General features: G+C 63.2%; 14 protein-coding genes and 2 pseudogenes. 11 read left to right on the forward strand and 5 right to left on the reverse strand.

Annotated elements, in window-relative coordinates:
* Positions 1-12: 12 nt before the first annotated feature.
* A pseudogene (locus CQ041_RS07150) lies at positions 13-1448 on the forward strand (NAD-dependent succinate-semialdehyde dehydrogenase).
* A gap of 12 nt (positions 1449-1460) precedes the next feature.
* Positions 1461-2450: an NAD(P)H-quinone oxidoreductase gene (locus CQ041_RS07155; protein WP_105521755.1), complete on the forward strand. Its 990-nt coding sequence runs from the start codon at positions 1461-1463 to the stop codon at positions 2448-2450.
* Between the two features lie 55 nt (positions 2451-2505).
* Here the strand turns inward: CQ041_RS07155 and nirD are convergent, their stop codons facing one another.
* The 3 genes from nirD to CQ041_RS26170 are packed head-to-tail and all read right to left on the reverse strand — an operon-like array spanning position 2506 to position 5743.
* Entirely contained in the window at positions 2506-2859 is a 354-nt protein-coding gene (gene nirD, locus CQ041_RS07160; RefSeq protein ID WP_105521756.1) for a nitrite reductase small subunit NirD, read from the reverse strand.
* Positions 2859-5399, reverse strand: coding sequence for a nitrite reductase large subunit NirB (gene nirB, locus CQ041_RS07165; protein WP_105521757.1), 2541 nt, complete (start codon positions 5397-5399; stop codon positions 2859-2861). Before nirB ends, nirD begins: the two co-directional genes overlap by 1 nt.
* Before the next feature lie 2 nt (positions 5400-5401).
* Entirely contained in the window at positions 5402-5743 is a 342-nt protein-coding gene (locus CQ041_RS26170; protein ID WP_146116051.1) for a hypothetical protein, read from the reverse strand.
* Between the two features lie 173 nt (positions 5744-5916).
* On the opposite strand from CQ041_RS26170, the gene CQ041_RS07170 reads away from it, so the two are divergent.
* The 3 genes and pseudogenes from CQ041_RS07170 (at position 5917) to CQ041_RS26765 (ending at position 11744) form a co-directional block, all read left to right on the forward strand.
* Positions 5917-9654 (forward strand): bifunctional nitrate reductase/sulfite reductase flavoprotein subunit alpha, encoded by a 3738-nt coding sequence (locus tag CQ041_RS07170; RefSeq protein WP_105521758.1) that lies wholly within the window; start codon positions 5917-5919, stop codon positions 9652-9654.
* 230 nt (positions 9655-9884) lie between these two features.
* Positions 9885-10889: pseudogene (locus CQ041_RS26760) on the forward strand (cache domain-containing protein); the annotation flags it as partial.
* An 87-nt stretch (positions 10890-10976) separates the two neighbouring features.
* Complete coding sequence (locus CQ041_RS26765) at positions 10977-11744, forward strand: methyl-accepting chemotaxis protein (RefSeq protein WP_371923005.1); 768 nt, start codon at positions 10977-10979, stop codon at positions 11742-11744.
* Positions 11745-11756: 12 nt separating this feature from the next.
* Here the strand turns inward: CQ041_RS26765 and CQ041_RS07180 are convergent, their stop codons facing one another.
* Positions 11757-12791, reverse strand: coding sequence for a UV damage endonuclease UvsE (locus CQ041_RS07180; RefSeq protein ID WP_105521760.1), 1035 nt, complete (start codon positions 12789-12791; stop codon positions 11757-11759).
* Between the two features lie 169 nt (positions 12792-12960).
* Between CQ041_RS07180 and CQ041_RS07185 the strand changes: the two genes are divergently transcribed.
* The 4 genes from CQ041_RS07185 (at position 12961) to CQ041_RS07200 (ending at position 18998) form a co-directional block, all read left to right on the forward strand.
* On the forward strand, positions 12961-13374 hold the full coding sequence (locus tag CQ041_RS07185; RefSeq protein WP_105521761.1) for a DUF2231 domain-containing protein: 414 nt from the start codon (positions 12961-12963) through the stop codon (positions 13372-13374).
* Positions 13371-14663 (forward strand): sorbosone dehydrogenase family protein, encoded by a 1293-nt coding sequence (locus CQ041_RS07190; protein WP_105521762.1) that lies wholly within the window; start codon positions 13371-13373, stop codon positions 14661-14663. Before CQ041_RS07185 ends, CQ041_RS07190 begins: the two co-directional genes overlap by 4 nt.
* 138 nt (positions 14664-14801) lie before the next feature.
* On the forward strand, positions 14802-16304 hold the full coding sequence (gene proP, locus CQ041_RS07195) for a glycine betaine/L-proline transporter ProP (protein WP_105521763.1): 1503 nt from the start codon (positions 14802-14804) through the stop codon (positions 16302-16304).
* Between the two features lie 132 nt (positions 16305-16436).
* The gene (locus CQ041_RS07200; protein ID WP_105521764.1) at positions 16437-18998 is read left to right on the forward strand and encodes an EAL domain-containing protein; all 2562 of its coding nucleotides are present in this window, start codon (positions 16437-16439) and stop codon (positions 18996-18998) included.
* Here CQ041_RS07200 and CQ041_RS07205 read toward each other — a convergent pair.
* A complete protein-coding gene (locus CQ041_RS07205) occupies positions 18991-19812 on the reverse strand; it encodes a helix-turn-helix domain-containing protein (protein ID WP_105521765.1) in 822 nt (273 codons plus the stop codon). The genes CQ041_RS07200 and CQ041_RS07205 overlap by 8 nt on opposite strands.
* Positions 19813-19909: 97 nt before the next feature.
* On the opposite strand from CQ041_RS07205, the gene CQ041_RS07210 reads away from it, so the two are divergent.
* Positions 19910-21121: an MFS transporter gene (locus CQ041_RS07210; RefSeq protein ID WP_105521766.1), complete on the forward strand. Its 1212-nt coding sequence runs from the start codon at positions 19910-19912 to the stop codon at positions 21119-21121.
* A 117-nt stretch (positions 21122-21238) separates the two neighbouring features.
* Positions 21239-22369 (forward strand): sensor histidine kinase, encoded by a 1131-nt coding sequence (locus tag CQ041_RS07215; protein ID WP_105521767.1) that lies wholly within the window; start codon positions 21239-21241, stop codon positions 22367-22369.
* Positions 22370-22396: the final 27 nt, after the last annotated feature.

The raw sequence follows: 22396 nt of genomic DNA on the forward strand, positions 1-22396 counted from the left end.
AGGGCCTTACCCATGAATGTTTCCTACGATCCGCTTTACCTGTCATCGCAGGCGAATGGATCAGCGCTGAAGGGCGTGCCACCGCCGCCGTGGTCAACCCGGCCACCGAACGTGAACTCGGCCGGGTGCCCCTGGCCACCGCCGCCGACCTTGATCACGCCCTCGGCGTTGCACACGTGGCATTCGACACCTGGCGGCGCACCGTGCCGGACCAGCGCGCCAAGATCCTCAAGCGTGCCGCCGACCTGATCCTGGAGCGCGCCCCGCAGATTGCCGCGCAAATGACCCTGGAAGAAGGCAAGCCCCTGGGTGAAAGCCTCGATGAAGTGTGCCGCGCCGCTGAATATTTCGAGTGGTTTGCCGAAAGCGCACGGCGTATCGACGGGCGCGTGGTGCCAGCCAACCGTCCGGGCGTGCTGCAACTGGTCAAGCGCCAGGCGATCGGCCCGGTGGCGGCCTTTACACCGTGGAATTTCCCTGCGATTACCCCGGCGCGCAAGCTCTCGGCCGCACTGGCGGCAGGCTGCAGCGTGATTCTCAAGCCTGGCGAAGAGAGCCCCTCCACCGCCCTGGCGCTGGCCCGTGCGCTGGATGATGCGGGCCTGCCAAAAGGTGTGCTGCAGGTGGTGTTCGGTGTACCGGACCAAGTCTCCAGTCACCTCATTGCCTCGCCGATCATTCGCAAAGTGACCTTTACCGGTTCGGTCCCGATTGGACGGTTGCTTTCAGCGCGTGCAGCCGAGGGCGTCAAACCCATCACCCTGGAACTGGGCGGGCACGGGCCGGTGCTGGTGTTTGACGACGGTGATGTCGAGAAAGCTGCGGTAGAGGGCGCCGCAAACCGCTTCAGGGGCACGGGCCAGGTGTGCATTTCGTCCACCCGCTTTCTGATCCAACGCGGCGTCTACGACGCCTTCGTGACGCAGTTTGTCGCCGCCACCCAGGCCCTGCGCATCGGCAATGGGCTGCACCCGCACACCCAGGTCGGACCGCTCGCCAACCCACGGCAGTTGGCCAAGATGGAAGAACTGGTGGCCGACGCCGTCGACAAAGGCGCGCGGGTGCTGACCGGTGGCGAACGCCTGCCGGGCCAGGGGTACTTTTTCGCCCCCACGGTGCTGGTGGATGTACCGATGCATGCCCGGGTCATGCATGAAGAACCCTTTGGCCCCATCGCCGTGTTGATGCCATTCAACGGCCTGGCCGACGGCCTCAAGGAGGCCAATCGCCTGCCCTACGCGCTCTCGGCCTACGCGTTCACCTCCAATGCACGCACCGCCATCGATGTGGCCGACGGTTTCGAAGCCGGCATGATCGGGATCAACCAGTACCGCATCGTCGCCACCGAATTGCCCTTCGGCGGCATGAAGGAAAGCGGCCACGGTTCCGAGGGCGGCATTGAAGGCATCGAGCATTACTTGACGAACAAATTCATCAGCCAGGTTTAAGGACATATACCCATGAAAGCCATCACTCTCGACACCTTCGGCAACCCCGACGTCATGCAATTGGGCGAGGTTCCCACCCCACACGTTCGCCCCACCGATCTATTGGTACGCGTGCATGCGGCGGGCGTGAACCGCGCCGACCTCACGCACCGCACCGGCGGTTACGGCCGGCCTGACTTTGGCGACTCGCCGATCATCGGCCTCGAGATCGCCGGCGAAGTCATCGCCACCGGTGCCGACGTGGTCGGCTACCGCATCGGGGATCGGGTCATGGGCGTGGTAGGCGGCGGCGCCTACGCTGAAATCGCACGCATCGACTACCGCATGGCCATGCCCATTCCGGCACTCTTGGACTACGTGCATGCGGCCGCGATTCCCGAGGTGTTCGTCACCGCCCATGAAGCGATGCTGCACCTGGGTCGGCTCAAGTCCGGCGACTCGGTGCTGATTCACGCTGCGGCAGGCGGGGTCGGCTCGGCGGCCGTGCAGTTGGCCTACGCCACCGGCGCCACCGTGTACGCGACCACCGAAGGCAGTAAATCCGCGCGCGTCGAACACTTGGGCGCGGATGTCGCCATCGACTACAAACAGGAAGATTTCGCCGAAGTGATCGCCAGCAAAACCGAAGGGCGCGGCGTAGACGTGATCATCGACTTCATTGGCGCGCCCTACTTCAGCCGCAACATTGCGTCGTTGGCCAACGGAGGCCGGCTGATCCAGGTGGGAATCCTCGGCGGCGGCGGTGAGGTCAGCGTGCAGCTGGAGCATATTCTGTACCGCCACCTGCAGATTATCGGCACGGTGATGAAGTCCCGCTCCCAGCCTGAGAAACACGCGATGATCCGGCGCTTTCGCGAGCATTGGCTGGAACGCTTCGAAGGCGGTGGCAGCCTGGAGCCGGTGGTCGACAGCACCTTCGCGCTGGCTCGTGCCGCCGATGCGCATCGGCGCATGGAGAGTTCGGAGAACGTCGGCAAGATCATCCTGACGATGGGCGATTGAGCGACAGATCAGGCACACCCGCTCACTGCAGGAGCGGGTTGTTAACCTGGCTCGGCTAAAGGGACGCCGGGGTCAAGGCGAGTTCCACCCAACCTTCTCTCAGCCGTACCGGCCACACCCGCAGCCGCTGGTGCGGCGCCTCCAGGCACTGGCCGTCCTGCAAGCGGTAATGCTGCTTGTAGATCGGCGCTGCCACCACCAATTCGCCCTTGATATTCCCCACCAGCCCACGGCCGATCACATTGGCACCGGACTCCGGGTCGTGGTTGTCGATGGCGAACAGCGTCTGCTCCTGGGCGTCGGGCAGATAGAACAGCGCGACTTGCGCGCCGTCCAGCCACACCACGACGCCGGAATTGCTGACCAGGTCATACTCATTGCACACGCTTTTCCAGGTGGGCAGGCTCATCAGGCAATCTCCTCGATCACAGGAATCAGGTTGAGTTCGGCGGCCATGATCGGCCGGCGTTGGCCGCGCTCCTGGACGAAGTGAATGTCCGGATCAGGGCGTTTGTCGTTGACGAAGGTGCGGAAGCGCTTGAGTTTTTCCGGGTCCTTGAGGGCGTTGGCCCATTCGCATTCGTAACGGTCCACCACCAGTTGCATCTGCGCTTCCAGCTCGGCGCCCAGGCCCAGGCTATCGTGAAGGATTACGTCCTTGAGGAAGTCCAGGCCGCCCTCCAGGCTTTCGCGCCACACCGAGGTGCGCTGCAATTTGTCGGCGGTGCGGATGTAGAACATCAGGAAACGGTCGATGTACTGGATCAGCGTAGCGTCGTCCAGGTCGGTGGCGAACAGCTCCGCATGACGTGGGCGCATGCCGCCGTTGCCGGCGATGTAAAGGTTCCAGCCCTTCTCCGTGGCAATCACACCGACGTCCTTGCTCTGGGCTTCGGCGCACTCGCGGGTGCAGCCGGACACCGCGAACTTGAGCTTGTGCGGCGAGCGCAGGCCCTTGTAGCGGTCTTCGATCAGCAGCGCCATTTTCACACTGTCCTGTACGCCGTAGCGGCACCAGGTGCTGCCCACACAAGACTTCACGGTGCGCGTGGACTTGCCGTAGGCGTGCCCGGTCTCGAACCCGGCCGCAATCAGTTCGGCCCAGATATCCGGGAGTTCATGCAGTTGCGCGCCAAACAGGTCGATACGCTGGCCACCGGTGATCTTGGTGTACAGGTCGTATTTCTTCGCCACCTCGCCGATCACGATGAGTTTGTCCGCCGTGATCTCACCGCCGGGAATGCGCGGCACCACCGAGTAGGTGCCATTTTTTTGCATGTTCGCCATGAAGGTGTCGTTGGTGTCCTGCAACGGCACCAGCGACGGGTCCATGATCGGCTGGTTCCAGCACGACGCGAGAATCGAGCCCACCGCCGGTTTGCACACGTCGCAACCGGTGTGGCCACGGCCATGCCTGGCCAGCAGTTCTTCGAAGGTGACCACGCCTTCCACGCGCACCAGCGCATAGAGTTCCTGACGGGTGAAGGCAAAATGTTCACACAGGCTTTTATCCACGCTGACGCCACGGGCAATCAGCTCATGTTCGAACACCTGCTTGAGCAAGCCGGCGCAACCACCGCAGCCGGTGCAGGCCTTGGTCTGGGCCTTGAGTACACCGAGGTCGCTGCAGCCGCCGTCGATGGCCGAGCAGATCGCGCTCTTGGTGACGTTGTGGCACGAGCACACCGTCGCCGTGTCCGGCAGCGCGCCGGGGCCGAGGGTGGGAGCACCGCTGGACGATGGCAGGATCAGACTGGCGGGCTCCGCTGGCAGCGCGATGCTGTTCTGCATGTATTGCAGCAGGGTGTCGTAGTAGCTGTTGTCGCCCACCAACACCGCGCCGATCACGTGTTTGCCGCAGGCACTCACCACCAGGCGTCGGTAGCTGGCGCTGGCTTCGTCGATAAATTGATAACTGCGCGCACCCAGCGTATGGGCGTGGGCATCGCCGATCGAACCCACGTCCACCCCCAGCAACTTGAGCTTGGTGGACATGTCGGCGCCCACAAACGGCTCGGCGGTTTGCCCGCACAGCAGCGCAGCCACGCCACGGGCCATCTGGTAACCCGGTGCCACCAGGCCGAACAGGCTGCCGTTCCACGAGGCGCACTCGCCGATGGCGTAGATATTCGGGTCGCAGCTCAGGCATTCGTCGTTGATCACCACCCCGCCGCGCGGGCCGATCTCCAAGCCGGCCTGGCGGGCCAGCGCGTCCTGGGCGCGGATGCCGGCGGAGAACACGATCAGGTCGGTCTCAAGGTGTTCGTCATTGGCAAAATTCATCCGGTAACGGTACTGCTCGCCGGCACTGATGGACTGGGTGGCGCGGGACAGGTGCACACCAACGCCCAGGCGCTCGATCTGGGCCTTGAGGGCCAGGCCACCAAAATCATCCAGTTGCACGGGCATCAGGCGCGGCGCGAATTCCACGACGTGCGCCTCAAGGCCCAGGCTTTTCAACGCATTGGCCGCTTCCAGGCCGAGCAGGCCGCCGCCTACTACTACGCCGCGCCGGGCATTGGCGGCGGCAGCGCGGATGGCGTCGAGGTCTTCGAGGGTGCGATAGACCAGGCGTGAATCGCCTGCGGCGCCGTCAATCGGCGGCACGAACGGGTAAGAACCGGTGGCCAGCACCAGCTTGTCATAGGCTACGCAGCCGTCGGCCGTGATGACCTCGCAGCGGGCCCGATCAATCTCCAGTACCGGCACGCCCAGGTGCAGGGTCACGCCCGGCGTCTGGTACAGCGATGCCTCGCTCAGCGCCAACGATTCGGCATCGCGCCCGGTGAAGTATTCGGACAAATGCACGCGGTCATAGGCGCGCATCGGCTCCTCGCTGAACACATGCAAACGGTAGTGATCCAGCGCACCGCGCTCGATCAATTGCGCCACACAGTGGTGGCCGACCATGCCATTGCCGACGACGATCAGGGTTTTGAGACTGTTCATACTTAGCACCCGACAAAGCTCATCACGGTTTTAAAAAAAGCAAAAAAAAACGCCTGAAACCTTGCGGTTCCAGGCGTCTTTGCCTGTTCTTGTGCGGTCTTGCCGCTCTTGCCCATGACCTGTGTTGGTCTGTCGATCGTCGTTGACCGAGGTGGGTTGCCAAAGGTCTTGCAGGCGCCGTGCCAATCAACGAATCGGCCCGTGGCGGCGGCGCCAAGCCTTGCACTGCTGCTCAAATACCGAAGAATTCGCCCCCAACTGGTGCGCCCCGATTCATAACCGTGCACAACCCCTGTGGCCAGAGCGGGCTTATTGTGGTGAGCGGGCTTGCCCGGCGCGAGCAAGCCCGCTCACCACAAGCGCCTTTAACCCCACTTGCAAAAACCTGGCGCGTGACTTGCTAGGGACTGTTCAATCAAGCAGTCAACGCAGACTGCCCTCTCACGACAAAGGCGCCGTGTGATCCCCGTTCTGAACGGAGGGTCACAAGGCGCCTTTTTTGTTTATAGGGTCAACCATGGAAAACCAGAGCGTACGCAGTGTGTGTCCTTATTGTGGCGTGGGCTGCGGCATTGTCATGCAGGTGCAGGACAACAAGGTCGTCAAGGTCATCGGCGACAAAGACCACCCCACCAATGCCGGGCGCCTGTGCACCAAAGGCACGACCTGCGGGCAGGCGATTGCCGACTCCGGACGTATGGAAAATGCCTACCTGCGCCAGGCCCGCGACCACGACCCGGTCCGCATCGCCATGGACACCGCCATCAGCGAAACGGCCGCGCGCTTGCGCCACATCCTCGACACCCATGGGCCCGACGCCTTGTCCTTCTATGTGTCCGGGCAGATGTCCCTGGAGGCCCAGTACCTGATCAACAAACTGGCCAAGGGGTTCGTGCGCACCAATAACGTCGAATCCAATTCACGCCTGTGCATGGCCAGCGCCGGCAGCGGCTATAAGTTATCCCTCGGTTCGGACGGCCCCCCCGGTTCCTACGAGGACTTCGACCGCGCCGACCTGTTCTTCGTGATCGGCGCCAACATGGCTGACTGTCACCCGATCCTGTTCCTGCGCATGATGGACCGGGTCAAGGCCGGCGCGAAGCTCATCGTGGTCGACCCGCGGCGCAGTGCTACCGCCGACAAGGCGCACCTGTTCCTGCCGATCAAGCCCGGCACCGACCTCGCCCTGCTCAACGGTTTGCTGCACCTGCTGGTAAAGAACGGCCACACCGACCCTGGCTTTATCGCCGCGTTCACCGACGGTTGGGACGTCATGCCGGCCTTCCTGGACGACTACCCGCCGCACACCGTCGCCGAGATCACCGGCCTCGCCGAAGCCGACATTCGCCACGCCGCCGAGCTGATCGGCCACGCCGCCGAATGGATGAGCTGCTGGACCATGGGCCTCAACCAGAGCACCCACGGCACCTGGAACACCAACGCCTTGTGCAACCTGCACCTGGCAACCGGTGCGATCTGCCGCCCCGGTAGCGGGCCGTTTTCCCTCACTGGCCAGCCCAATGCCATGGGCGGTCGCGAGATGGGCTACATGGGCCCGGGCCTGCCGGGGCAGCGCTCGGTGCTGGTGGACGCCGACCGCGCCTTTATCGAAGACCTCTGGCAGATTCCCGCGGGCAGCCTGCCGCGCCAGGTGGGCGGCGGCGCTGTATCGATGTTCGAACAAATGACTGCCGGGCAGATCAAGGCCTGCTGGATCATCTGCACCAACCCCGTGGCCAGCATGCCCAATCGCCGCAGCGTCATCGACGGCCTGCAGGCCGCCGACCTGGTGATCACCCAGGATGCATTCCTCGACACCGAGACCAACCGCTACGCCGACATTCTTCTGCCCGGTGCGCTGTGGGCCGAGGCCGAAGGCGTGATGATCAATTCCGAACGCAACATGACCCTGATGCAAAAGGCCGTCGACGCCCCAGGCGAAACCTTGCCGGACTGGCAGATCATCGCCAGGGTTGCCTGTGAAATGGGCTTTGCCGAGTCCTTCACCTACGCCTGCGCCGCCGAGGTGTTTGATGAGATCAAGCGCGCCTGGAACCCCAGGACCGGCTACGACATTCGCGGCGCCAGCCACGCGCGGCTGCGGGGCCAACCCCTGCAATGGCCGTGCGCATCCAGCGCGGGCGCCGACCGCAACCCGATCCGCTACCTCGATCACGGCACGATCCGCTTCGCCACCGACAGCGGCAGGGGCCAATTCCTGCCCCGCCCTCACCTGCCACCGGCAGAAATGCCTGACGCCGCGTTCCCCTTCGTGCTCAACACCGGCCGCCTGCAACACCAGTGGCACACCCTGACCAAGACCGGCAAGGTCGCGACCCTGAACAAGCTCAACCCCGGCCCGTTCGTGGAACTTCACCCCGAAGACGCCGCCAGCCTGGGCATCAAGGACCGGGACGCGGTGGAGGTGCGTTCCCAGCGCGGTCGCGCCGTACTGCCCGCACGAGTCACTGACCGGGTGCGCCCAGGCAACTGTTTTGCGCCGTTCCACTGGAACGATGTGTTCGGTGAACACCTGGCGATCAACGCGGTGACCAACGACGCCGTGGACCCGATTTCCCTGCAGCCCGAGTTCAAGTTTTGCGCCGTGGCCCTGAGCCGGGTCGAATTGATCGGCCACCGGTTTCTCGATAGCCAAGCCCCCGAACCCGAGCATCATGCGCACACCGACGCGGCCGTCACCCTGCTGTGGGCGTCGCAAACCGGCAACGCCGAAGCGTTGGCCGAAGGTTTCGCCAAGCGCCTGCGTGCGGCGGGTATCAGCGTGGAATCCAGTGCGATGGCGGACTTCCCCGCCAGCCAACTGGCCAGCCGGCAGACCCTGGCGCTGATCAGCAGCACGTTCGGTGACGGCGACCCACCGGACAACGGCGAAAGTTTCTGGCGCAGCTTGTGCAACGCCGACACTCGCCTGGAGTCCGTGCGGTATGCGGTACTGGCCCTGGGCGATCCGAATTACGAGCAGTTCTGCAATCACGGCAAGCAGCTGGACCGGCGCCTGCTGGAACTGGGTGCCACGCGCCTGATGGAGCGCGTCGATTGCGACACCGAATTCGAAGCCCGCGCCGACGCCTGGCTGACCCGTCTGCAGCAAAGCATCGACCCCAGCAAGCCCCTGGCGCCCCTCGAGCCCGCCGGCAAAACCAAGCTGCACGGCTCGGGGCTGCTGATCAACCGCCGGCTGAACCCGCACAGCCGCCACAAGGATACGCGCCAGTTCGCCCTGAACCTGGCTGGCTCCGGGCTGAGCTATGAAGCCGGCGATGCCCTGGGCGTCATGCCGCGCAATTGCCCCGAGCTGGTCAACGAGTTGCTCGCGCTGACCGGGCTGGCTGGCAGCACCTGCGTCAACATCGACACCTTCGGCGACGTCCCGCTGCAACAAGCGCTGACCCAACACTTCGAAATCGCCCGGCCCGGCAGCGAAACCCTGGCGTTGATTGCCGAGCGCAGCGCCAACCCCGGGCTCAAACAGTTGCTCGAACCCGAGCACAAAGCCCACCTCAAGGACTGGTTATGGGGCCGGCAACTCGCCGATGTGCTGCATCACTACCCCGTCGAATGTTCGGCGGACGAGTTGCTCGACACCCTCAAGCGCCTGCAACCGCGCCTGTATTCCATCGCCTCCAGCGCCAAGGCGTATCCGCAGGAAGTCCACCTCACCGTGTCCGCCGTGCGCTATGGCAAACGCAAGGGCGTGTCGTCGACCTTCCTCGCCGACCGTGCAGACACTGCCGAAGTGCCGGTGTTCGTACAGCCCTCCCGGCACTTCCATGTGCCGCGCGATGGTGACGTGCCGATCATCATGATCGGCCCTGGCACGGGTGTGGCACCGTTTCGCGGGTTCCTGCAAGAGCGCCGGGCCCAGGGCCATCAGGGCGCCAATTGGCTGTTCTTCGGCGAGCAGCACGCCGCCACGGACTTCTACTACCAGGACGAGTTGCAACACCTGCAACACGATGGCCTGCTGACTCACCTGAGCCTGGCGTTCTCCCGCGACCAAGCGCAGAAAATCTACGTGCAGGACCGCATCCGTGAACAGGGTGCCGAACTATGGCGCTGGTTGCAGGACGGCGCGCAACTGTACATCTGCGGCGATGCCAGCCGGATGGCCAAGGACGTTGACCAGGCGCTGCGTGATATCACGCAAACCCACGGCGGGCTTGGCGCGGAGGACGCTGTGGATTACTGGCGCCGGATGAGTGAACAGAAACGTTACCTGCGTGATGTGTACTGATTGGACACAGAACAATCACCACTTTGTATTGTGTACAAAAAACCCTAAAGATTTACCGAGCGCCCGCCGAAACAACAGTGATAGCAGATCGCCAATACTGTGTTGAAACAGCAGCGGTCTGGCCACTTTCTCTGCCGATGGTCGTCTCGATGAAAATAAAAAATAAGCTGGTGCTGGCGTTTGTTTCTGTCGCGTTTATCCCGGTAAGCCTGGTGGCCGTGATCTCGGTCATGAACACCCGGACCCAGGCGGTGGATCAGTTCATCGACGGCAGCACCCGGGAGATCCGTCAGATCGACGGCAATATTCGCCAGTTCTTCGATGGCACTTTGCAGAATGTCGATCAAATGGCCGGCGATCCTGTATACACCTCCGTCGACACGCTCAAGGACTACCAACCCGCCAACGCGGCCAGCCAGCCCCTGCCGCCGGCGGCACAGGCGGTGATCGAGCGCTTCGCCCGCTACGGTGCCACGCACCCGGCGGCGGCGATCCTGTCCATCGGCCTTGAGGACGGTACCTACGTCAAATGGCCAGACGATCCACAACTGTCCAAATACGACCCGCGCACCCGCCCCTGGTACAAGGCGGCCATGGCCAGCCCCGGCAAGACCGTGCGTACACCGGCTTACTACTACGACAAGGACGACGTAGCACTGGTGGGCACCGCACGGGCATTGCTGGACGCCACGGGCAAGGCCAAGGGTGTGTTCGTGGTCAGCGTGTCGCTCAAAAACCTCACCGAACTGGTCAAGAGCATCAAGCTGGGAGAAAGCGGCTACGTGATGCTGATCGAGGACGGCGTGGTGCTGGTGGATCCGCGTGACGCCGGCCACAGCTTCAAGCCCCTCAAGGACCTGGGCGCGCCTTATGCGCACCTGGCCAACACGCCTCAGGGCTCCACCGAGGTGCAGATCAATGGCGTGCGCTACATGGCCAATATCTGGACGTCGCCCGGCCTGGGCTGGCGTTATATCGGACTGATCGAACATCGCGAAGTGATGGCCGAGGCCACCCGCATGACCTACCTCACCGCCGCCATTGTCGGCGTGCTGGTGTTGATCTTCGGGTTGGTGGCGGCGGCGTTTTCCAAGGTGATCGTCAAGCCGATCGGCCAGGTCAGCACCGGCTTGCAATCCATCGCCCAAGGCGAAGGCGACTTGCGTCATGAGTTGCAGGTGCAGGGCAAGGATGAAACCGCCGAGCTGGCGGGCTGGTTCAACAAGTTTCTGGCCGCGATCCGTCAACTGATCCAGCACATCGTCGCTGCCTCGACCAACTTGCAGAACGCGTCGAAGGTCAACAGTGAGGTGGCGCACAACATGAACGAGGCCGCCGGGCGCCAGCGCGAAGCTGTGGAATTGGTGTCCACCGCGTTCAACGAGATGGTCGCCACCGCCAACGAGGTGGCACGTTCCTGCAGCGGTGCGGCGGAATCGGCCGAAAACGGCCATCGGCGAGTGGCCGAGGGCAAGCAGCAAATCGAGGTGACCACCGACAACGTCAACCGCCTGGGCCGACGCCTGACCGAATCGTCCCAGGCCATGGTCGAGCTGGAGGCCGGCAGCCGCAGCATCAACCAGATCCTCGGCACCATCCGCGCGATTGCCGAACAGACCAACCTGCTGGCACTCAACGCCGCCATCGAAGCCGCTCGCGCCGGCGATCAGGGCCGCGGGTTTGCGGTGGTCGCCGATGAGGTGCGCGCCTTGGCCAAGCGTACCTCCGACTCCACCGGCGAGATCGAGCAACTGCTGGGCACCCTGGAAAACAAGACCCAGGAAGTCACGCAGAAAATGGGCAGTTGCCTGGACTTGTCACGCGCCAGCGTGTCGTCCATCGAAAACGCACGGGACAGCTTTGAAGGCATTCAACTGTCGGTGAACGAGATTCGCGACCAGAACCTGCAAATCTCCGCCGCCGCCGAGGAGCAACACAGCGTGGCCGAGGAGATCAATCGGCACATCCAGCAGATCTACGACGAAGCGCGACTGGTCGAAAGCCTGGCCAGTTCGGCGCAGGATGATTCGGGCCGGCTGTCGACCTTGTCGGCGGAACTGAACGGGCTGGTAGGCCGCTTCAAGTCCTGACAACGCGACGCTTCAGTCACGCGGTGTGCGGCGTTTGTAGTGTTCATAGAAGGCCAGGGATGCAACGTTCTTGGCCTTGGCCTCCAGCATGATGTCGAAGCGGTCGAGGAACTGCAGCGCGTAATCGTTGGTCCAGCGGTTCCACATCTGCGCGCTGTGGCCATACAAGTCGCGCTTGGATACTACGTTCATCAGCGCGTCCATTTCCAGCTTGTGCTCGGCGTCGAAGCCCAGCTCCTGCAAGCTCTCCTGGGGCTGGGAGTAGTGCATCGTCGGGCGCACGCCGCGCCAGCTGTCGATCACCCGCGAGACCCGCTCGGAATGCGGGTCAATATAGTCGTTCTCGTTGATCCAGCAATGGTGGATGTCCAGCACCACCGGCGCCAGGTCGGCGACTTGCAGGCAGGGATCGAGGCCGTAAGTCTTTTCGTCGTTCTCGAAGGTAATGCAGTTGCGCGCCACCTCGGACAGGCGCGGCCACACCGCACGGGTGCCTTCGACCCCCAGCCGCCCGGCGATGTGCACGTTGCACTTGAGGTCCTGAAAGCGTCGACCGTAGCCCATCATGCGGATCATGTCGGCGTGGTATTCGAACTCCGCGAGGCTGTTTTCCACCACGCCGGGGTTGTCCGAACCCAACACGCAGTACTGGCCAGGGTGGAATGACAGGCGGATGTCAGAGGCGCGGGCTCGTTCGCCAATGGCGGCGAAGCCTTCGACCAATTGACGCTCGATGGCCGGGTCCTTGTACACGGCCGCCACCTTGGGGTGGCTGTAGAACGGCAGCAGATCACTGCTGAGCCGGAGCATGTGCAGCATCGGCGGCAGTTCGGCGACATACGCCAGCAGGCGCAACTGGGCGGCCAGGTTGTGGGTGACCACCTCCACCAGCTTCTCGCGCGCGACCTGCGGGGTGACGCTGTCCATCCAGCGCAGCGTGGTGGTTCGCGGGTTGAACGGGCCCTCGATCAACTTCAACGCGCTGGCCGACAGGAGTCGTTCAGGATGCTGGTATTGGCACGCGAAGCCGATGCGGGGATGAGTCATGGAGGCGCCTGGGCAAAAAAAGGTACGGGAGAATACGGGTTTAGTTCGGGGTTGAACCAGCAGGTTCATAATATTTCGACACTAATCACGCTGAACTTTCCTACGCTAGACGCGCTCACTTCCTATGCTGCCCCGTTCAGGGGCGTCGAACAACAAGGAGCCGCCTTACATGACTACCCTCCCCGCCTATCGAGCCCACCCAGGTCGGCTGCACGCGACCTTGCTGGCCGGCACCGTGCCGTTGTTCCTCGGTGCCTTGCTCTGCGACATTGCCTACACCCAGACCTTCCAGATTCAATGGGCCAACTTCGCCTCCTGGCTGATCGCCGGCGCGTTGGTGTTTGGCGGCTTCGCCTTCCTGTTTGCGCTGGTCAACCTGGTTCGCGCCGAACGCAAGGCGGGCGGGCCGGCTGCCTACGTCCTGCTGTTGCTGGCCGCTTGGGTGCTTGGCCTGGTCAACGCCTTCCAACACGCCAAGGACGCCTACGCCGCCATGCCGGCCGGGCTGGTGTTGTCGGCGATTGTCGTGGTGCTTGCCCTGGCAGCCACCTGGATCGGTCTGCGTAGCGGAGGTGGCAAATGAAAACGTCCAGCACATTGACCCTGTTGAGCGCCGCGCTGTTGCTCAGCGCTTGCGGTGGCGAAGGCGACAAGACCCAGGCCCGCGGCCCCGACCCGAAACTGCCGGAACAGCAAAGCAGCCTGCTGCCGAGCATGAAGATCGCCGAACCCGCGCCCTGGGGTGAGCAGAAACCCAAGGTGCCGGATGGCTACAGCATCACGGCCATCGCCACTGACCTGGCGATCCCGCGCCAGACACTGGTACTGCCCAACGGCGACATCCTCATCGCCGAAGGCCGAGGTGGCAGCGCGGCCAAGCTCAAGCCCAAGGACGTGATCGCCAGCCTGATCAAAGCCGAAGGCAATACCAAGGTCAAAGGTGGCAACCGCCTGACCCTGTTGCGCGACGCCGATGGCGACGGCACGTATGAGCTCAAGACCGTGTTCGCCGACAACCTCAACGCGCCCTACGGCCTGGCGTTTGCCAACGGCAAGCTCTACGTGGCCAACCAGGATGCGTTGGTGAGCTTCGACTACGCCGACGGCCAGACCAAAGCCAGCGGCCCACCAAGCAAAGTCACGGACCTGCCGGCGCAGATCAACCACCATTGGACCAAGTCCCTCGCCGTGAGTGACGATGGCAGCCAGCTGTATGTAGGCATCGGCTCCAACAGCAACGTCACCGAACGCGGCATGGAAGTGGAAATCGATCGCGCCATGGTCTGGCAGATCGACGCGGCCACCGGCGCCCACAAGCCTTACGCGACCGGCCTGCGCAACCCCACTGCATTGACGATCCAGCCAGGCACCGGGCAACTCTGGACGGTGGTCAACGAACGCGATGAACTGGGCCCCGACCTGGTGCCCGATTACCTCACCTCGGTGCGCGAAGGCGCGTTCTACGGCTGGCCTTACAGCTATTGGGGCCAGAACGTCGACCCGCGTGCGCAACCGCAAAACCCAGCCAAGGTCGCCGCTGCGGTCAAACCTGATTACAGCCTGGGCTCCCACGTCGCGGCGTTGGGCGTGGACTTTTCGATCCCGGCCATGGGCGACGCCTTCGCCAACGGCGCGTTCGTCGGCGAACACGGCAGCTGGAACCGCGATAACCCGGTGGGCTACAAGGTGATCTTCGTACCCTTCACCGATGGCAAGCCGTCCGGCGAACCCATCGACTTCGCCACCGGCTTTCGCGGTGACGACGGCAAGACCCGTGGCCGTCCAGTGGGCGTGACCGTGGACCCGAAAGGTGCGTTGATCATTGCCGATGACTTGGCCAATACCGTGTGGCGCGTCACCCGCAATCGCTGAATTCCAGCCTCCCCGCAGGGAGCTGGATAAAAAATTTAGAAATGGGTGAATTATTTCGTGTCCGCTTGTATCTGAACTGACAGAGCGGTGCCATCGTGGCGATGGCACCTCCCCTGTTTCGGTTTAAGAGTGGCCCGCATGAAATCTCGCAAGAAAAGCGTCAACCCCATCGGATTGAAAGACATCACCATTGTCGACGATACCAAGGTGCGCAAGGCGATCACCGCCGCCGCCCTGGGTAACGCCATGGAATGGTTCGACTTCGGCGTCTACGGTTTTGTCGCCTATGTGCTCGGCAAGGTGTTCTTCCCCGATGCCTCCCCCAGCGTGCAGATGATCGCTGCACTCGGTACCTTCTCCGTGCCCTTCCTGATTCGCCCGCTGGGCGGCCTGTTCTTCGGGGCCCTGGGTGACAAGTACGGACGACAGAAAGTCCTCGCCGCCACCATCGTGATCATGTCGCTGAGCACCTTCGCCATCGGCCTGATCCCCAGTTACGCCAGCATCGGCATCTGGGCGCCGATCCTGTTGCTGCTGTGCAAAATGGCTCAAGGTTTCTCGGTGGGCGGTGAATACACCGGCGCGTCGATCTTCGTCGCCGAATACGCCCCGGACCGCAAGCGCGGCTTCCTCGGCAGCTGGCTGGACTTCGGCTCCATCGCCGGTTTTGTCCTGGGTGCCGGTGTGGTCGTGCTGATTTCCACTGTCCTGGGCGAAGCCGACTTCGAAGCCTGGGGCTGGCGCCTGCCGTTCTTCCTCGCCCTGCCCCTGGGCATCATTGGCTTGTACCTGCGCCACGCGCTGGAAGAAACCCCGGCGTTCCAGCAGCACATGGACAAGCTCGAGCAAGGCGACCGCGAAGGCCTGACCCACGGCCCCAAAGTCTCGTTCAAGGAAGTCGCCACCAAACACTGGCGCAGCCTGTTGACCTGCATCGGCATCGTCGCGGCCACCAACGTGACCTACTACATGCTGCTCACGTACATGCCGAGCTACCTGTCCCATAACCTGCATTACAAAGAAAACAGCGGCGTCCTGATCATCATCGCAATCATGGTCGGCATGCTGTTCGTGCAGCCGTTCATTGGTTTCGTCAGCGACAAGATCGGCCGCAAGCCCTTCATTATCGCTGGCAGCATCGGGTTGCTGTTTCTGTCGATTCCAGCGTTCATGCTGATCACCAGCGGCCAGATCGGCCTTATCTTCGCCGGCCTGTTGATCCTGGCGGTGATCCTGAACTTCTTCATCGGCGTGATGGCGTCCACCCTGCCCGCGATGTTCCCCACTCACCTGCGCTACAGCGCGCTGGCCAGCGCGTTCAACGTCTCGGTGTTGATTGCCGGTGTGACACCGACCGCCGTGGCCTGGCTGGTGGAAAGCACCAACGACCTGTTCATGCCCGCTTACTACCTGATGGTGTTTGCGGTAGTCGGCCTGGTGACCGGCCTGACCATGAAGGAAACGGCCAACAAACCCCTGCGCGGCGCCGCTCCGGCAGCCTCGGACATGGAAGAAGCCAAGGAGCTGCTGCAGGAACACCACGACAATATCGAGCAGAAGATCGAAGACATCGACGCCGAGATTGCCGAGCTCGAGGCCAAGCGTAAAAACCTCGTGCAGCAGCACCCACGTATCAACTGACACCCGACGGTGCGCGGTGGCCCCGGCCACCGCGTTACCCGACGACAGGTCATCCCCGCGTACTCATATTTCCCCTGGCGCTGCCGATATAAAGCCATACCCCTGACCAGCAGCGACGTCCTGCGGGAAATAATGCCGAATACTCTCGCTCCAATCGTCCGCACCCTCTCCAATCGCACCAGCCTGTCGCTCACCCGTACCTCCTTGTTCAAGTTCATGGCCTTGCTGGCCGTGGTTTTTGCGGCGGCGGCCTATTCGCTGGTGTACCTGGCCTATGAGCTGGACCGAACCGAGGAGGCTGAAAGCGCTTTCCATGCGCGCAAAGCCGTGCAGTCGCTGGAAAAATCCATGCGCCTGACGGTCAAGGACTACGCCTTTTGGAGCGACGCCTACGCGCACCTGCACGTCAAGGTCGACCGGGACTGGGCCTACGTGCGCGAGAACGTCGGGCCCACGCTGCATGACGACTTCGGCTTTCAAGGCGTATTTGTGGTGAATGATCTGGACCACACCGTTTATGCCGTGATCAACGGCGAATTGGCGTCAGTCGACCTGAGCGAATGGCTCGACCATCCCATCACCGAACTCCTTGAACGTGCGCGCGCAGGCGCGGCGGATGAAACACCCCTGAGCACCTTCATCAATGTGCGTGGCAGCCCCACCCTGGTGGCGGCCGCCGCCATCACCCCCGGCACCGACCCCAGGGTGGTCACCGATGGCCGGCGCAACTCCGTGCTGTTCTTCGTCGATATCCTCGACAGCGCCAAGCTGGCGGCGATCGGCAGCGATTTTGGCGTGGCCCGGTTGCATATCGCCACGCCCGACGAGCCCGGCCACACCCTGACGCTGCCCCTCGGCGAAAACGGGACGGCCGGCAGCCTCCACTGGGAGCCGGAGCGCCCGGGCCTGCGCCTGATGACCGTGGGCCTGCCGTTGCTGGGGCTGGCGGCATTGCTGGTGTGCCTGATGACGTGGGTGATCTTGCGCCGCTCGACGGCGGCTGCCCTGGCACTCGACGCCAGCCACACCTCGTTGCAAAACAGCCAAGTGGCGTTGGCCACCAGCGAAGCGCGCTTTCGCGACGTGGTTGAGGCCAGTTCTGACTGGGTCTGGGAAATCGACCCGACCTGGCGCTTCACCTACCTGTCGGAACGCTTTGAAAGCGTCACGGGCCTGGCGCGACAGGCCTGGATGGGCGCAACCATGAATGAACTGCTCGACACCGATGGCCGCGTGCTTTCCCAATGGCTGGCCGCCCCGGACCGCAGGCCCGACGTCAGCGTGCAATGCCGTTATGTGGATGCCCAGGGGCAGGAGCGGATTACCCGGCTGTCGGCACGGCAAATGCCCTGTGGCGGGTTCCGCGGCACCGCCACCGACGTGACCGAGGAAGTCGAAGCGCGACGCCGCATCGAATACCTGTCCCAGCACGACGCCCTCACCGGCCTGCCCAACCGCACCCGCCTCCAGGCCTTTCTCAACGGCAAACTCAAGGCCTCGCCGAGCCTGACCCAGCCGTTGGTCATGCTCAGCCTGGACCTGGACCGCTTCAAGCCGGTCAACGACCTGCTCGGCCATGCCGCCGGCGACCGCGTGCTCAATGAAGTGTCGAGCCGCCTGGCCGATTGCGTGCGCCATGGCGACCTGGTCGCCCGGGTGGGTGGCGACGAGTTTGTGCTGATCCTCAGCGACACCGGGGCCCAGGACGAAGTCGAAAGCCTGTGCAAGCGCCTGATCGCCTCGATCGAACGGGCTATCCGCATCGATGAGCAGGACGTATTCATCAGCGCCAGCATCGGCATTGCACTGGCCCCCAACGACGCCAGCGAGGCCGCCGAACTGCTGCGCTACGCCGATATCGCGCTGTACGAAGCCAAGGCGGCCGGACGCAATACCTGGCGTTTCTATTCCGGCGACATGAACGCGCGCATCATCGAGCGCCGGCGCCTGGAAAGCGACCTGCGATTTGCGATCAAGCACGGTGAATTGCGCCTGCACTTCCAACCGCGCTATCGCATTGCCGACGGGAAGATGGTGGGCGCCGAAGCGCTGGTGCGCTGGCAACACCCGGTGCGCGGCCTGATCGCGCCGGACACCTTTATCCCGATTGCCGAGGAGTCGGGGTTGATCCTATCGCTCAGCGACTGGGTACTGGAGACCGCGTGTGCGTGCGCCGCCCAGTGGCCGGAGAAGCTGTTCGTGTCGGTGAACCTGTCACCGTCCGAATTCAAGCGCGGCAACATGGTCGCGCGTATCGCCCAGGCGCTGGATACCTCCGGTATCGACCCGTCGCGGCTGGAATTGGAGATCACCGAAAGCGTCATGCTCGAGGACGCCGAAGGCGCGCTGGAGGTGATGCACACCCTCAAATCCCTGGGCATCCGCATCTCGATGGACGATTTCGGCACCGGTTACTCATCATTGAGCTACTTGCGCGCGTTTCCGTTCGACGGCTTGAAGATCGACCGTAGCTTTTTGAGCCGGTTGGAGGACAGCGCCGATGACAAAGCGATCATCCAGGCCATCGTCGGCCTGGGCCGTGCACTCGCCCTCACCGTCACCGCCGAAGGCGTTGAAAGCGCAGAACACCTGGCCCTGCTCAAGGCCGTGGCCTGCGACGAAGGCCAGGGCTATTACCTCAGCCGGCCGATGGACCGCGAGACCTTCAACGGCCTGCTCGTCTGCCCTACCTGAAGAACTGGCTCGGCGTCTTGCCAAACTGTTTCTTGAACATGGTGGTAAAGGCGCTGGGGCTTTCATAGCCCAGTTCCAGGGCCACATCGATGATCTTCTCCCCCACCGCAATGCGCTCCAGCGCCAGCAACAAGCGAGCCTGTTGGCGCCATTGGCCGAAGGTCATACCGGTTTCCTTGCGGAACAGGCGCTGGATGGTTTTCTGGTCCAGGCCCAGGCGCTCGCTCCAGTCGGCCACGGTGGAGGCGTCGCCCGGGTCGTCCTGCAGCGCCTGGCAGATACGGTGGATGCGCGCGTCGGCGGGTTGCGGCAGCGACAATGGCAGTGCCGGCAACATCGCCAGTTCGTCGAGGATCAGGTGCATGATCCGCGCGTCCCGCGAGTCCTCGGCATAGGGCGGCTTGAGGCTGACCGAGGCCTTGATCAGCTCACTGAGCAACGGCGAAATGCTCACCGCCTTGGTTTCCGTGGGCAAATTCGCAAAGGCATCGGTGCGCACGAACACGCTGCGCATTTTCAATGCCCCCACGCATCGCAGGGAGTGCACCTGCCCACTGGGCATCCAGAACCCACGGTTGGGCGGCACCGTCCACTGGTTGTGCGCGCTGTGCACCACCATCACGCCTTCGGTGGCGTAAAGTAGCTGGTGTTTTTCGTGACTGTGCTCGGGGATCACCCAATGTTCGGGGTAGTCGGTGGCCGAACTGATGACGGCCCAGTCGCCCTGATCGATCTCTTGCAGAAATTCATCCAGTGATTTGATCATTTCGCCCTTTTTGCGCGAGTTGCCTCCCGAATTTCGCGAGACAGGCATTTATGACGAATCTAGCATAACCACCGAATCATTTTGTAACGGTCAGTGAGCACACGTACTCGCCGCCCCTGTTTGACGCCTTGAATGGAATGCCTGCATGTCGACCCTCACCGCGACACCCACCGCTGCAACCAGTCCCCCTCAGGCCAGCCCCCTGGTCATGCGTATCCTGGGTGCCTGCGCCCTCGCGCATTTGATCAACGACCTGATCCAGGCCGTGCTGCCGTCGATCTACCCGATGCTCAAGGCCAACTACGGCCTGAGCTTCGCTCAAGTCGGCCTGATCACCCTGACCTTCCAATTGACCGCGTCCCTGCTGCAACCGTGGATCGGCTACTACACTGACCGCCATCCCAAGCCGTGGCTGTTGCCGGCGGGCATGGTCTGCACCCTCGTCGGCATCCTGATGCTGGCGTTTGTCGGCAACTTCCCGGCGATCCTGCTCGCCGCCGGCCTGGTGGGCGTGGGTTCCTCGACCTTCCACCCGGAAACCTCGCGCGTCGCACGGCTGGCCTCCGGCGGGCGTTATGGCCTGGCGCAATCGACCTTCCAGGTGGGTGGCAACACCGGCAGTGCCCTGGGCCCGTTGCTCGCGGCGGCCATCATCATTCCTTACGGCCAGGGCCATATCGCCTGGTTCGGCCTGTTTGCGGTGTTCGCGATCCTGGTGCTGTACGGCTTGAGCCGCTGGTACCGCAACCACCTCAACCTGTTCAAGCTCAAGCAGGGTGGCAAGGCGACCCACGGCTTGTCCAAAGGCCGCGTGACCTTTGCCCTGGTGGTGCTGGCCGTGCTGGTGTTTTCCAAGTACTTCTACATGTCCAGCCTCACCAGCTACTACACCTTCTTCCTGATCGAGAAGTTCGGCCTGTCGGTGGCCAATTCCCAGCTCTACCTGTTCCTGTTCCTCGGTGCAGTGGCGGCGGGCACCTTCTTTGGTGGGCCGATCGGCGACCGCATCGGCCGCAAGAAAGTCATCTGGTTCTCGATCCTCGGCGCCGCGCCGTTCACCTTGGCGTTGCCCTACGTGGACCTGTTCTGGACCGCCGTGCTCAGCGTGGTGATCGGGTTCATCCTGGCGTCGGCCTTCTCGGCCATCGTGGTCTTCGCCCAGGAACTGGTCCCGGGCAACGTGGGCATGATCGCCGGGATCTTCTTCGGCCTGATGTTCGGTTTCAGCGGAATCGGCGCGGCACTGCTGGGCTTGCTCGCCGATAACCACGGCATCGAGTACGTCTACAAACTGTGCTCGTTCCTGCCGTTGGTGGGGATTCTGACGATATTGCTGCCTTCAACCAAAGGCGTTTGAGGCCAGGCTGCCGCAGACAGGGACGTCTGCCCAGCGTGTGCAACACCAATCCGTGCTTAAATCCTGTCTGGCAGCTTCGCGAGCGTTTCGCTGGCGTCCTCTCCAAGGATTTATCGCATGCGCCTGGCTGACTTCATTGTGCACAACCTCGAGCCCATCCTTCAGGCGTGGGAGGATTTCGCCCGCACCATCCAGACCCCTGGGGCCGACCTCGATCGCGCTGGCCTGCGCGATCACGCGGAGCAGATGTTGCACGCCATTGTGCTGGACCTGCGTACCGCCCAGACCACGCAGGAGCAGATCGACAAGGCCCAGGGCCTGGCGCCGCAGCATGACGATGAGACCCCGGCCGAAACCCACGCGGTCACGCGCCTGATGGCCGGGTTTTCCATCGACCAGATGGTCTCGGAATACCGCGCGTTGCGGGCCAGCGTGCTCAGCCAGTGGCTCGATCAAATCAAGCACGGCACGCCGCTGGACGTCGATGACATGAATCGCTTTCACGAGGCCATCGACCAGGCGCTGGCGGAGTCGATCGCCAGCTATTCGCGCGCCGTGGAAGCCTCGCGCAACGTCTTCCTGGGCATTCTCGGTCACGACCTGCGCACGCCGCTGGGGGCGATTCTATTGGGCGCGGACATGCTCCGACGCTCCGGCACGGTGGGTGAGCGTGACACCCGCGTCGCCACGCAGATCTACACCAGTGTGCAGCGCGCCAGCCAGATCGTCGGCGACTTGCTGGATCTGACGCGCTGTCAGATGGGCCCCGGCATTCCGGTCAAACGTGTACAGGTCGACCTGGCGCCGATCTGCGAGCGCATTGTCGAAGAAATCCGCGCATTTCATCCTCACGCACAGATCCATTTCGACACCGGGTGCCAGGCCGTCGGACTGTTTGATGGACCGCGCATGGAGCAGGTGTTTTCCAACCTCCTCAGCAATGCAGTGCAACACGGCAACCCCGGCACACCGATTCGCATCGAACTGGCCGCCACCGCCGAGGCACTGGTATTCACCGTGCACAACCACGGCGACCCGATCCCTGCGGATGTGCTGCCGTTCATCTTCAACCCCATGGGGCGGTTTTCCCAGCGGGCTGCGGTTGAACACGGGCCCACGGCGGGCCTGGGCCTGGGCTTGTTCATTGCGTCGGAAATCGTCGCGGCCCATCAGGGTTCGATCGAGGTGGAGTCGAGCGCGCAGGCCGGTACGGTATTCCGGGTAGGCGTCCCGCTGGCCATCGCTTGAGGCCATAGATAGCCGTTCGCCAGTAAG

The sequence above is a fragment of the Pseudomonas sp. MYb60 genome (genome assembly GCF_002979555.1).
GTDB lineage: Bacteria > Pseudomonadota > Gammaproteobacteria > Pseudomonadales > Pseudomonadaceae > Aquipseudomonas.

Bases quoted from the DNA above. Each gene is read 5' to 3' on its own strand.
- CQ041_RS07200 (WP_105521764.1), top strand. From the start codon at position 16,437: ATGCCGAATACTCTCGCTCCAATCGTCCGCACCCTCTCCAATCGCACC.
- proP (WP_105521763.1), top strand. From the start codon at position 14,802: ATGAAATCTCGCAAGAAAAGCGTCAACCCCATCGGATTGAAAGACATC.
- CQ041_RS26765 (WP_371923005.1), top strand. From the start codon at position 10,977: ATGAACGAGGCCGCCGGGCGCCAGCGCGAAGCTGTGGAATTGGTGTCC.
- nirB (WP_105521757.1), bottom strand. From the start codon at position 5,399: ATGAACAGTCTCAAAACCCTGATCGTCGTCGGCAATGGCATGGTCGGC.
- CQ041_RS07155 (WP_105521755.1), top strand. From the start codon at position 1,461: ATGAAAGCCATCACTCTCGACACCTTCGGCAACCCCGACGTCATGCAA.
- nirD (WP_105521756.1), bottom strand. From the start codon at position 2,859: ATGAGCCTGCCCACCTGGAAAAGCGTGTGCAATGAGTATGACCTGGTC.
- CQ041_RS07180 (WP_105521760.1), bottom strand. From the start codon at position 12,791: ATGACTCATCCCCGCATCGGCTTCGCGTGCCAATACCAGCATCCTGAA.
- CQ041_RS07215 (WP_105521767.1), top strand. From the start codon at position 21,239: ATGCGCCTGGCTGACTTCATTGTGCACAACCTCGAGCCCATCCTTCAG.
- CQ041_RS07185 (WP_105521761.1), top strand. From the start codon at position 12,961: ATGACTACCCTCCCCGCCTATCGAGCCCACCCAGGTCGGCTGCACGCG.
- CQ041_RS07205 (WP_105521765.1), bottom strand. From the start codon at position 19,812: ATGCCTGTCTCGCGAAATTCGGGAGGCAACTCGCGCAAAAAGGGCGAA.
- CQ041_RS07190 (WP_105521762.1), top strand. From the start codon at position 13,371: ATGAAAACGTCCAGCACATTGACCCTGTTGAGCGCCGCGCTGTTGCTC.
- CQ041_RS07170 (WP_105521758.1), top strand. From the start codon at position 5,917: ATGGAAAACCAGAGCGTACGCAGTGTGTGTCCTTATTGTGGCGTGGGC.
- CQ041_RS07210 (WP_105521766.1), top strand. From the start codon at position 19,910: ATGTCGACCCTCACCGCGACACCCACCGCTGCAACCAGTCCCCCTCAG.